Consider the following 11,240-nt stretch of genomic DNA (forward strand, 5'->3'; position numbering starts at 1 on the left):
GCTAGATAGGGCGTCATGTGTGCCCTTCCCGCCCCTCTTGCCACGTGGTTTTCTGCCCGCAACTGGCAGCTTCACCCGCATCAGGCGGAGATGCTGGCGCGGGCGGATGATCCTGCGACGCTGCTTATCGCGCCCACAGGCGGGGGCAAGACGCTGGCGGGGTTTCTGCCATCCTTGGCGGATTTGGCAACGGGCGATCACGCCGGGCTGCACACGCTTTATATCTCGCCGCTCAAGGCGCTCGCGGCGGATATTCGGCGCAACCTGACCACGCCTGTGACGGAAATGGGCCTGCCCATCCGGATCGAGGATCGCACCGGCGACACCTCTGCCCATACCAAGCGCCGCCAACGCGCCGACCCGCCCCATATCCTGTTGACCACGCCCGAGAGCCTTGCGCTGCTGACCTCTTACGAGGATGCGCCGCGCATTTTTGCAGGCCTGAAGCGCGTTGTGATCGACGAGGTGCATGCCTTGGCCGAGAGCAAGCGCGGCGATCAGCTCATGCTGGCGCTGACCCGGCTTCAGGCGCTCTGCCCCGACATGCGGCGCGTGGGCCTGTCGGCCACGGTCGAGGACCCGCCTGCCCTCGCGCGCTACATGGCACAGGGCAGGTCAGATTGCGCGATCCTCATGGCCGATCCGGGGCCGGAGCCAGATATCGCCATGTTGGAGACCACGGAGCCGCCCCCTTGGGCCGGGGGCGGTGCCGCCTATGCCATTCCCGCCGTGCTGGATGCGGTGCGACAGCACAAGACGACGCTGATTTTCCACAACACCCGCGCACAGGCCGAGATTTTCTTTCACAACCTCTGGCTTGCCAATGACGACGCCCTGCCCATCGGCATCCATCACGGCAGCCTTGACCGGGTGCAGCGCGAGCGGGTCGAGGCGGCGATGGTGCGCGGCGATCTGCGTGCCGTGGTTTGCACCGGCAGTCTCGATCTGGGGCTGGATTGGGGCGATGTCGATCTTGTCATTCAGGTGGGCGCGCCCAAGAATGTCAAACGCCTTGTGCAGCGGATCGGGCGGGCCAATCACCGCTACAATGCCCCGTCCAAGGCGCGTCTGGTGCCTGCCAACCGGTTCGAGGTGGTGGAATGCCGCGCAGCCCTTGAGGCCGTGCGCGCCCGCGATCTGGATGGTGAGGCGCGCGGGCCGGGACCACGCGATGTGCTGTGCCAGCATATCCTGATCCGCGCCTGTGCGGGGCCGTTCGAGGCGGATGTGCTCTTTGCCGAAGTGATCGGGGCCGGGGCCTATGCGCAGCTGACGCGTGCCGAGTTCGACGCCTGTCTCGAATTCTGCGCCACGGGGGGCTATGCGCTCCGGGCCTATGACCAATGGCAGCGCCTGCAACAGCGCACCGATAGCCTCTGGCAGTTGCGTGATCCGCGCTCTGCCCGGCTTATTCGTATGAATATCGGCACCATTCAGGACACAGACACGCTCAAGGTGCGGATGCGGCGGACGCGCGGCGGCAAACCCTTGGGGGAAATCGAAGAGGGCTTTGCCGCCACTCTCACCCCCGGCGATACATTCCTGATCGGCGGGCAGATCGTGCGCTTTGAATCGCTGCGCGAAATGGTGGTTGAGGTCAGCCGTGATCCCGGCCGCAAGCCCAAGATTGCCACCTATATGGGCACCAAATTCGCCACCTCGACGCAGTTGTCAGAACGTATCCTGCACATGCTCGGGGCCCCCGACTGGCCGGATTTGCCCACCCCAGTGCGCGATTGGCTGCACCTGCAACGGCAGGTGTCGCAAATGCCGGAACCTGACAGCCTGCTGATCGAAAGCTTTGCCCATGAGGCGCGCGAACATCTGTGCATCTACGGCTTTGCCGGGCGCAACGCGATGCAGACACTGGGCCTTTTGGTGACAAAACGGATGGAGGAGACGGGCCTTGCGCCGCTGGGTTTCGTTGCCACCGATTACGCCACGCTGATCTGGGGGCTGGAGCCGGTGACGGATGCGGCCCCCCTCTTTGCCCCCGATGCGCTGCGCGAAGGGCTGGAAAGCTGGCTCATGTCCAATGCGGTGATGAAGCGCACTTTTCGGGCCTCGGCCACGATTGCCGGGCTTATTCAGCGCAACACCCCCGGCGCGCGCAAGAACGGGCGGCAGGCGACGCTCTCGTCGGATATTCTCTATGACACGCTGGTGAAATACGACCCAAACCATCTTTTGCTCGATATTACCCGACAAGAGGCGATGCGCGGGCTGGTGGACTTTGGCCGCATCGAAGAGATGCTGGCGCGCGTTGCAGGACGCATCACGCTGCGGCGGCTGGCACGGGTCAGCCCGCTTGCGGCGCCACTCTTCCTTGAAGCGGGCCGGATGCCGGTCGAGGGGGCCGCGCAAGAGCGGCTTTTGGCCGAAGAAAGCGCGCGGCTCTTGGCGGCGGCGGGTCTTGCACCCTGAGCACGGTCTTGCCATTTCATCGGCAAAGCGGCACCAATGCCGCATGAACGGTTACGGATTCACCCTCGCTGGAACGGCGTTGACGGCCTTGCCCTCGGGTGCGCTGTATTGGGAGGCGCGCAATTTGCTGTGTGTCTCGGACCTGCATTTGGGCAAGGCACTGCGGCGTGCGCGCCTTGGCGAACCGCCCCTGCCCCCCTATGAAACCCGCGACACGCTGACCCGGCTCGAAAGCGATCTGCGCCGCACCGGGGCGGCGACCGTGATCTGCCTGGGTGACAGTTTCGATGACAGTGCCGCCGCCATGCATCTGCCCGAGGCGGAAAAGCTGTGGATCGCCAAATTGCAGGCGGGGCGCCGATGGGTCTGGATCGAGGGCAATCACGATCCGGGTCCGATTGACCTTGGCGGGGCACATATGGCCGAACTGCCGGTGCCGCCGCTGTTGTTTCGCCATATCGCCCGCGCGGGGCACAGCGGTGAAATCTCGGGGCATTATCACCCCAAGGTGCGGCTGGCCCTCAAGGGCCGCAGCCTGAGCCGCCCCGCCTTTTTGATCGACAGCGACCGGATCATTCTGCCCGCGTTTGGCACCTATACCGGCGGTCTCTGGTCTGACGATCCGGTGCTTACCGGGCTGATGCGGCGGGATGCGGTGGCGGTGCTGACCGGGGCCATGGCCCATGCGGTGCCCATGCCCCGCGGCACTTATCGCGCCTGAAACACCGCATCGAGACTGTCGATCACCCCCGCCGCCTCGAGGTTGGGGCGGTATTTTCGGCTGACTGGCACGCGGTCGCCATTCTTGAGCAGCAGGAATATCTTGCCGCCGCTCTCGCGCTCGGTGCCGCTGATGGCAGCAAAAGCAACCCAGTGCGACCGATGGGTGCAAATGCCCGCAACCGGCTCCATCTCTTCGATCGCATCGACAAGGCGCAAGCGCAGCGTTTCGATGCCGTCGCTGGTTGCCACCTCGACATAATGGTTATTGGCGGACAGACGGTGTATTTCGGCAAAAGGCGGGCAGGACAGCCGCCGATGCAACCGGGTTTGCGCGGGCGTCTCCGGCTTGGTCGCAGAGCGCGACCAATAGCTGGTCGGCGCCTCGGCACCGATTTGCCGCCGCACAACAAAAACCCCGCAGGCAATCAGAAAGCTGTTGAGGGTAATCTTGATCGGGTTCAGATCCTCATGCGCCAAAATCGGGTCCATCCAGCCGCGCAGAAACCAGATCAACGGACCAAGGGCGATGCCGACAAGAAAACTTGCGCCAAGATCGAAAAGCGCCGGATGCCGCCCCCCCAAGAGCGCCCGCATGGTCGCCCGGGCAGCAAAGCCAACCAGGATGGCCGCCGTGATGACCGCAGCCCAATAGGCGGTGCGGATCGGCCAGCTCATTGTATCATAGCTTCCGAACGGGCCGGCCAGAACCGCAAAGCCCAATGTGGCCGTCCAAACATAGAATGTCACGGACGAGAACAGCAGTGAAAACGTATCCACAAAATGCAGGCGCAGATCAGACCAGTTCAACGTGCCACCCTTGTCCGTTCCCATTTCATATGCATTTATCAGCATGATTGCTCTAGTCCAACCTAACGTCGCCAGAGTGGTTCAATTTACTGTCAACGTAACGTGACATCATAAACAATGGGAAAGCCTCGGAAAATGTCCCCTGACATTGAACAGAAAATTCGCCGCAGCTTTGCCGCGCAGGCGATGATGACCACCTTGGGCGCGCGTCTTGTGGCCCTTTCTGACGGGGCCACGGTGATCGAGGCCCCCATTCTGCCCGGCAGCCGGCAACAACACGGCTTTGGCCATGCCGGTCTGACCTTTGCCATTGGTGACAGTGCGGCGGGCTATGCCGCGCTCAGCCTGATGGCCGACGGGGCCGAGGTGCTGACCACCGAGATGAAAATCAACCTGCTCGCCCCAGCGCAAGGAGAGCGCCTGATTGCCCGTGGCAGGGTGATCAAGCCCGGGCGTCGCCTTGTGATCGTGCAGGCGGATGTCTATGCGGTGCAGGATGGGGTTGAGACCCATATTGCCCTGCTCACCGGCACGATGATCCCGGTCTGAGTGTGGACGAGGAACCACCACGCGCCGTCAGGCTGTGATTTCCGGGGTCAGGGTGAAACTCGCGCGCATTCCCAGCCCTGTGACATAGTAATCTTCCAGCCCGATCCGCACCTCTGGGTCGAGCACGGACCAGTCGATCCAATCAAGATCAAAGCCGGTATCATAGGCCACCATGGCAACCGCCCCCCGCCCCGGCACAAGCGCCGGGCGCGCGCGCCCTGCCACCGCCTCGCGCGTGCGGTCAATCCACAGAACCGGATCTTCGGTATCGACAAATCGGCCATCCACCACCACGAGGCGCGGGTGCAGATCCCGGATCAATTCAAAAAGATCATGCAGGTCGGCCACCTTTTCCAAGAGATCAAAAAGCACAATCACATCATATTGCCGCCCGGCCCGCACCTCGGATCGGATTTCCTCGACCGGATCGGCAGAGCGCAGATCAATCCGCTCGCGCAATCCGACATCGGGCAGCCGGCCAAACCGCTCGACCATTGTGGCATCCGTTTCGATCCCCACCACCTGCAAGGCCCCCGCCGCCGCCAGCGCATAGCACCATGCCCCATCGCCAGCCCCGATCAGCATCACCGTCGAATCGGCAATCGCGTGGCGATAGCTATCCACCAACAGCGCATGCCGCGCCTGCGCCCGGTTCAAGCCGCCGGTTTTGTCATCGCCCGCCTGCCGTTTGAACCCATACCCCATGATCGTCATCACACACCCATCAGCCTGTATCGCCTTTGGTCTTGTAACATGACAAAAGATAGCAAACCCTTAAGCGCGATTTGGTTCAGTACGCAGGCCCATGACAACACCCCTGACACCCGCTCTCTTGCTTCAGGCCTATGCCTCTGGTGTGTTTCCCATGTCGGAACGCCGCGACGATCCCGAGGTGTTCTGGGTTGATCCGCACCGCCGGGGGATTCTGCCGCTTGATGGGTTCCACATTTCACGGTCGCTGGCGCGCCGGATGCGGCAAGGCCGCTATGAGGCCACGCTTGACCGTGATTTCGAGGCGGTGCTGCGCGGTTGCGCCGACCGCGCCGATACGTGGATCAGCCCGCCAATCCACCGCGCCTATATGGCACTGCATCGTCAGGGCTATGGTCATTCGCTGGAAATCTGGCAAGAGGGGCACTTGGTTGGCGGGGTCTATGGCGTGGCCCTTGGCGCGGCCTTTTTTGGCGAGAGCATGTTTTCACGGCGCACCGACGCGTCGAAACTCGCCCTCGCACATTTGACCGACCATCTTGCCCTCTGTGGATTTCGCCTGTTCGATACACAGTTCATCACGCCGCATCTGGGGCGGCTAGGCGCGTTGGAAATTCCGCGCACGCAATATCGCGCGCTTTTGGAGGATGCGATGGAGGAGGAGGCGGATATCACCCGCCCTGCGTTCGATCCTGATCCGCGTCAGATCTTGCAGCGCAGGACCCAGATGTCATAGCGCGGATGTTCCAACGCATTCAGCGCCGGAGAAGAGGCCAGCATCCAGCCGGAAAAGATCACCGCGCCACCCGCCTGTTCGGAAATTGTCAGATAGGCATAGGCGTCTGCGGCCGGGTCGTCTTGGGGATACCGGCACTCGCCCAAGACCACGTCGAGCGAGCCAAACACGCCCGATTGTCCGTTGGCCAGTTCCAGATCCTGTGCGCTGCCGTTGATCTTGTCGAGGCCACGCAACAACGCGCCTTGTGCAACTGCCGCCACTTCCTGCGCCGTTCCCACGCCCGCGCCTAGACAGAGCATAAGAGCAAGCCAGAGCGCTCTCATTGCGCCGTCTCTCCCTCGCCGCCCGAGACGAATTTCATCAGCAGCGATACAAGGCTGACCGACCCTTGGGTGAATTCGATCTCAGAGCCCGGTTCGACAGCAAAGGGCGAGCCGCCCGGCATGATTTCAACGTAATTGCCCCCCAACAGCCCCTCAGAGGAAATCGCAACGGCGCTGTCATCGGGCACGTTGATGCCTTCTTGCACGGTAAAGGTCGTCTTGGCGCGGTAGGTTTCCGGGTCAAGCGCGATCTGCGTGACCCGGCCAACCTTGACCCCGGCCAGACGCACATCGGTGCCCACGCTGACGCCATCAGCGCTGCGAAAACTGGCGCTCAGTTGATATTCACGCGCGCTGCCCGTGGTCATGCCGGTGGTCTTGCCCGCATAGATCAAAAATCCGACTGCGACAGCCAGAACCACGCCGCCAACCAGAACCTCGGCTTTACTCTCAGACATTTTCCTGTCCCTATTCCGGTGACCATGCCTCGTAATCGCGCCGCTCTGCGGGCGCTGCGCGGCGGATGGACCCTGCGGGTGCATAGGCCAGCGGCGTGCCGGTCAGATTCTCGCTATGCGGCTTTTCCCAAGGCTTATGGGCAAGTGGTTTGTCGGTCGGCGGCTCTTTATAGGTATGATGCAGCCAACCGTGCCAATCGGGATCAACGCGGCTTGCCTCGGCCTCGCCATTGAAGATTACCCAGCGGCGCTTGTCGTCGCGGGTGCGATAAAACACATTGCCCTGCGCATCCTCACCCACCCTGACGCCATTGCGCCAAGTGTAGAGCTGCGTATTGAGTGTCTGCCCGTTCCACCAAGTAACGGCGCGCAGCAAGGTGTTGAGAATGCCCATTCGACCCTCCGACATCATTCAATCCCGATATGGCGGATTTGATGGCGAAGGTCCAGTGCCCGCAACACCGCATGACAGGACAGGGGCCCCAACAAAAAGCCCGCAACACGGCTGTTGCGGGCTTTTTGATTCGATTTTGGGTTGGCACGGCAGGCGGGATCAGCCCGCGCTGGCACCTTCCTTCTTGCCCTTGCTTTCGGCGTAGATGACCAGCGGCGCGGCATCGGAATTGACCGCCTCTTCGTTGACCACAACTTCTTCGACATGGGACATGCTCGGCAATTCAAACATCGTGTCCAGCAGGATATCTTCGAGAATCGAGCGCAGGCCGCGTGCGCCTGTCTTGCGGGCAATGGCACGCTTTGCCACAGCTTTGAGCGCGTCCTCGGTAAAGCTCAGCTGTGCGCCTTCCAGCTCAAACAGGCGCTGATACTGCTTGACCAGTGCGTTCTTGGGCTGGGTCAAGATCGTCACAAGCGCCTCTTCGTCGAGGTCTTCCAGCGTTGCGATCACCGGCAAACGGCCCACGAATTCAGGGATAAGGCCAAACTTGAGCAGGTCCTCCGGCTCGAGATCGGTAAAGATTTCGCCGACGCCGCGCGCGTCATTATCACGCACATCAGCCCCAAAGCCCATGGCGCTGCCCTTGCCCCGTTGCGCGATGATCTTGTCCAGACCGGCAAAGGCGCCGCCGCAGATAAAGAGGATGTTTGTCGTGTCCACTTGCAGGAATTCCTGCTGCGGATGCTTGCGCCCGCCCTGTGGGGGCACGGCGGCCACTGTGCCCTCCATCAGCTTCAAGAGCGCCTGTTGCACGCCTTCGCCCGACACGTCGCGCGTGATCGAGGGATTCTCGGACTTGCGCGTGATCTTATCAACCTCGTCGATATAGACGATGCCACGCTGCGCGCGCTCGACATTATACTCGGATGACTGGAGCAGCTTGAGAATGATATTCTCGACATCCTCGCCGACATAACCAGCCTCGGTCAAGGTCGTGGCATCGGCCATGGTAAAGGGCACGTCGAGGATTCGCGCCAAGGTCTGCGCCAGCAAGGTCTTGCCGCAGCCCGTGGGGCCGATCAGCAGGATGTTGGATTTGCTGAGTTCGATATCGCTCTTGCCGGAATTGTTCAGCCGTTTGTAGTGGTTATGCACCGCCACAGACAGAACCTTTTTGGCGCGCGCCTGACCGATCACGTAATCATCCAGCACCTTGCAGATATCGCGCGGTGCGGGAATCCCCTCACTCGACTTGATACCGGCGGTCTTGGTCTCTTCGCGGATGATATCCATGCAGAGTTCGACACATTCATCACAGATGAACACGGTCGGCCCTGCGATCAGTTTGCGCACCTCATGCTGGCTTTTGCCGCAAAAGCTGCAATAGAGCGTGTTCTTGCTGTCGCCGCCTGAGTTATTCGCCATTCCGTACCTTTCGGGCCCTGCGCCGTCTGCCGTGCATGCGCCCCGCGCGGGGCCTCGTCTGTGATCTGTGCTACCCTTCAGCTTAAGTCAGGCCGTATGGCACCACAATCCGAAAATATCCGGCCCGCCGTTGGGCCGGATCACGTTTACTTCGCGGCTTCGTCGCCCTTGTCGCGATTGGCCACGATCTCGTCGATCAAGCCCCAGGCCTTGGCCTCTTCGGGGGACATGAAATTGTCGCGCTCCAGCGCCTCTTCGACCTTTTTCAGGGTCTGGCCGGTGTGCTTGACATAAATCTCGTTCAACCGATCCTTGAGCTTTTGCGTCTCGCGCGCATGGATCATGATATCGGTCGCCTGCCCCTGATACCCGCCCGAGGGCTGGTGCACCATGACGCGGCTATTGGGCAGCGAGAAACGCATCCCCGGCTCGCCGGCGGTCAACAACAGACTGCCCATGCTGGCCGCCTGACCCACGACCAGCGTGCTGACCTTGGGCTTGATGTATTGCATCGTATCATAAATCGACAGTCCCGAGGTCACGACCCCGCCGGGGCTGTTGATGTACATGCTGATTTCCTTGGAGGGATTTTCAGCCTCGAGATGCAAGAGCTGTGCCACGATCAGGCTTGACATGCCGTCATGCACCGGGCCGCTCAGAAAAATGATCCGCTCTTTAAGCAGGCGCGAGAAAATATCATACGCCCGCTCGCCCCGGCTGGTCTGTTCGACCACCATCGGCACGAGGGTGTTCATGTAGATGTCCATAGGGTCTTTCATTACAGCCCGCCTGTCCTGCGCCCGACCGTTGCCGTCAGGCTTTGTCAATCACTCCGACCATAGCCGGTCAGTTCCTAAAGGAGTCTTAGTGTTGCGCCCAAGGGGCTGCAAGGGCATCGCTCGATTTTGTAGCAGAGCCCCTGAGCGATGGCGCTTTGCGCGCCACATCTGCTCACTTTTTCGCGCGCAAATGCGGCCAAGTTTTGCACATCCGGCAAAAACGACCTAGATACACCCAAATCAGCATCAGGATCCTAGAAAAATGCCGCTTCCCATTCTCGATGACACGCTCGACGCCGCCGAAATGGATCGCATGGTCGAAAATGCGACCACCGCCGCCAATTTCCTCAAGGCCATAAGCCATGAGGGGCGGTTGATGATTCTCTGTCATCTGGTGTCTGGTGAGCGGTCTGTGACCGAGTTGGAAACCTTGCTCTCGGCGCGCCAGGCTGCGGTGTCGCAGCAGTTATCACGCTTGCGCCTTGAGGGGCTAGTGACCGCTCGGCGTGACGGCAAGACCATTTATTACAGCCTTGCCGATGACCGACCTCGCAAGGTGCTCGAAGTCGTCTACGAATTGTTCTGCGCGCCCAAACCCTAAAACCGCGCGACCGCCACCCAATCAGACCTTTTCCTGCGTGTGCTTGCGCAACTCTGCCCGCGCCACCTGCCTGCGATGCACCGCGTCGGGGCCGTCGGCCAGACGCAGGGTGCGCACATGGGTCCACATCGCCGCAAGCGGCACATCCTGCGAGATGCCCTGCGCGCCGAACATCTGCACCGCCTCGTCGATCACCTTGAGTGCCACGCGCGGGGCCACCACCTTGATCTGGCTGATCCAAGGGGCGGCGGCGCGCGCGTCGCCCTGATCCATCATCCACGCGGCCTTGAGGCAGAGCAAACGCGCCTGTTCGATCTCCATCCTAGATTCTGCGATGATGTCGTAATTCGCGCCCAATTGCGCCAGCGGCTTGCCAAAGGCCTCGCGCGCAAGGCTGCGTTTGCACATCATCTCGAGCGCCGCCTCGGCCTGCCCGATCGCGCGCATGCAGTGGTGAATACGCCCCGGTCCAAGCCGCCCTTGCGCAATCTCGAACCCGCGCCCTTCACCCAAGAGCAGGTTTTCCGCAGGCACGCGCACATCCGCAAAGTTGAAATGCATATGCCCATGGGGCGCGTCGTCATGGCCGTAAACCTGCATCGGGCGCAGTTTCTCGATACCGGGCGTATCGGCAGGGACGACAATCATCGAATGGCGCTGATGCTTGGGCAGGTCATCGCCGCCGGTTTTGACCATCACGATATAGACCTTGCAGCGCGGATCACCGGCCCCCGTGGCCCACCATTTCTGGCCGTTCAGCACATAATGATCCCCGTCGCGCACACAGGACATGGCGATATTGGTGGCGTCAGAACTCGCGACATCCGGCTCTGTCATGAGATACGCGCTGCGAATCTCCCCCTCCAAGAGCGGGGCCAGCCATGCGGCCTTCATCGCCTCGGTGCCATAACGCTCGAACACCTCCATATTGCCGGTGTCGGGCGCGTTGCAGTTGAACACCTCGGCCCCCATCGGGGTCTTGCCCATCTCCTCGGCGAAATAGGCATATTCGACCGTGGTCAGGCCAAAGCCCCGCGCGCTGTCGGTCAGCCAGAAGTTCCACAACCCCGCCGCCTTGGCGCGCGCCTTGAGCCCTTCCAGAATCTCGGCCTGCCGGGGGGTATAGCCCCAGCGATCCCCTTTGCCGATCTCAGCGTGATACTCGGCCTCAAGCGGCATGATCTCGTCGCGCACCATGGCCGACACCCGCGCCAAAAGCGCGCGCATCTCGGGGCGCATTCCCAAATTCATATCCATATCACCGGCCCTTTGCTGTCAGTCGCCTCAATTGACAACATCAACCG

13 protein-coding genes are annotated in these 11,240 nt (G+C 61.6%); 5 read left to right on the forward strand and 8 right to left on the reverse strand.

Annotation, left to right across the window (positions count from 1 at the left end):
• Nucleotides 1-15: 15 nt before the first annotated feature.
• Nucleotides 16-2,424, forward strand: a complete 2,409-nt coding sequence (locus RAK1035_RS02305; RefSeq protein WP_008279287.1) for a ligase-associated DNA damage response DEXH box helicase — start codon at nucleotides 16-18, stop codon at nucleotides 2,422-2,424.
• 43 nt (nucleotides 2,425-2,467) lie between these two features.
• A complete protein-coding gene (gene pdeM / locus RAK1035_RS02310; RefSeq protein ID WP_008279288.1) occupies nucleotides 2,468-3,145 on the forward strand; it encodes a ligase-associated DNA damage response endonuclease PdeM in 678 nt (225 codons plus the stop codon).
• On the opposite strand, the gene RAK1035_RS02315 is transcribed toward pdeM, so the two are convergent.
• Nucleotides 3,133-3,999 (reverse strand): LytTR family DNA-binding domain-containing protein, encoded by an 867-nt coding sequence (locus tag RAK1035_RS02315; RefSeq protein WP_008279289.1) that lies wholly within the window; start codon nucleotides 3,997-3,999, stop codon nucleotides 3,133-3,135. The two genes, pdeM and RAK1035_RS02315, sit on opposite strands and share 13 nt — an antisense overlap.
• A gap of 90 nt (nucleotides 4,000-4,089) precedes the next feature.
• On the opposite strand from RAK1035_RS02315, the gene RAK1035_RS02320 reads away from it, so the two are divergent.
• A complete protein-coding gene (locus tag RAK1035_RS02320; RefSeq protein ID WP_008279290.1) occupies nucleotides 4,090-4,503 on the forward strand; it encodes a PaaI family thioesterase in 414 nt (137 codons plus the stop codon).
• Nucleotides 4,504-4,530: 27 nt separating this feature from the next.
• Here RAK1035_RS02320 and RAK1035_RS02325 read toward each other — a convergent pair whose 3' ends face one another.
• Nucleotides 4,531-5,217, reverse strand: a complete 687-nt coding sequence (locus RAK1035_RS02325; protein ID WP_008279291.1) for a class I SAM-dependent methyltransferase — start codon at nucleotides 5,215-5,217, stop codon at nucleotides 4,531-4,533.
• Nucleotides 5,218-5,308: 91 nt separating this feature from the next.
• Between RAK1035_RS02325 and aat the strand changes: the two genes are divergently transcribed.
• Nucleotides 5,309-5,950: a leucyl/phenylalanyl-tRNA--protein transferase gene (gene aat, locus RAK1035_RS02330; protein WP_008279292.1), complete on the forward strand. Its 642-nt coding sequence runs from the start codon at nucleotides 5,309-5,311 to the stop codon at nucleotides 5,948-5,950.
• On the opposite strand, the gene RAK1035_RS02335 is transcribed toward aat, so the two are convergent.
• From RAK1035_RS02335 to RAK1035_RS02355, 5 genes are all read right to left on the reverse strand, one after another.
• Nucleotides 5,917-6,276 (reverse strand): DUF2155 domain-containing protein, encoded by a 360-nt coding sequence (locus tag RAK1035_RS02335; RefSeq protein ID WP_037296714.1) that lies wholly within the window; start codon nucleotides 6,274-6,276, stop codon nucleotides 5,917-5,919. The two genes, aat and RAK1035_RS02335, sit on opposite strands and share 34 nt — an antisense overlap.
• Complete coding sequence (gene mlaD, locus RAK1035_RS02340; RefSeq protein WP_008279294.1) at nucleotides 6,273-6,734, reverse strand: outer membrane lipid asymmetry maintenance protein MlaD; 462 nt, start codon at nucleotides 6,732-6,734, stop codon at nucleotides 6,273-6,275. Before mlaD ends, RAK1035_RS02335 begins: the two co-directional genes overlap by 4 nt.
• A 10-nt stretch (nucleotides 6,735-6,744) precedes the next feature.
• Nucleotides 6,745-7,128 (reverse strand): NADH:ubiquinone oxidoreductase subunit NDUFA12, encoded by a 384-nt coding sequence (locus RAK1035_RS02345; RefSeq protein ID WP_008279295.1) that lies wholly within the window; start codon nucleotides 7,126-7,128, stop codon nucleotides 6,745-6,747.
• A 159-nt stretch (nucleotides 7,129-7,287) separates the two neighbouring features.
• Nucleotides 7,288-8,556 carry an ATP-dependent Clp protease ATP-binding subunit ClpX gene (clpX, locus tag RAK1035_RS02350; protein WP_008279296.1) on the reverse strand — a complete coding sequence of 423 codons (1,269 nt, stop codon included), beginning with the start codon at nucleotides 8,554-8,556 and terminating at the stop codon, nucleotides 7,288-7,290.
• A 146-nt stretch (nucleotides 8,557-8,702) separates the two neighbouring features.
• Complete coding sequence (locus RAK1035_RS02355; RefSeq protein WP_008279297.1) at nucleotides 8,703-9,335, reverse strand: ATP-dependent Clp protease proteolytic subunit; 633 nt, start codon at nucleotides 9,333-9,335, stop codon at nucleotides 8,703-8,705.
• A gap of 262 nt (nucleotides 9,336-9,597) precedes the next feature.
• On the opposite strand from RAK1035_RS02355, the gene RAK1035_RS02360 reads away from it, so the two are divergent.
• Complete coding sequence (locus tag RAK1035_RS02360; RefSeq protein ID WP_008279298.1) at nucleotides 9,598-9,936, forward strand: ArsR/SmtB family transcription factor; 339 nt, start codon at nucleotides 9,598-9,600, stop codon at nucleotides 9,934-9,936.
• A 21-nt stretch (nucleotides 9,937-9,957) separates the two neighbouring features.
• On the opposite strand, the gene RAK1035_RS02365 is transcribed toward RAK1035_RS02360, so the two are convergent.
• Nucleotides 9,958-11,193, reverse strand: a complete 1,236-nt coding sequence (locus tag RAK1035_RS02365; protein WP_008279299.1) for an acyl-CoA dehydrogenase family protein — start codon at nucleotides 11,191-11,193, stop codon at nucleotides 9,958-9,960.
• Between the last annotated feature and the right edge of the window lie 47 nt (nucleotides 11,194-11,240).

Source organism: Roseovarius sp. AK1035 (assembly GCF_003288315.1).
Taxonomy (GTDB): Bacteria; Pseudomonadota; Alphaproteobacteria; order Rhodobacterales; family Rhodobacteraceae; genus Roseovarius; species Roseovarius mucosus_A.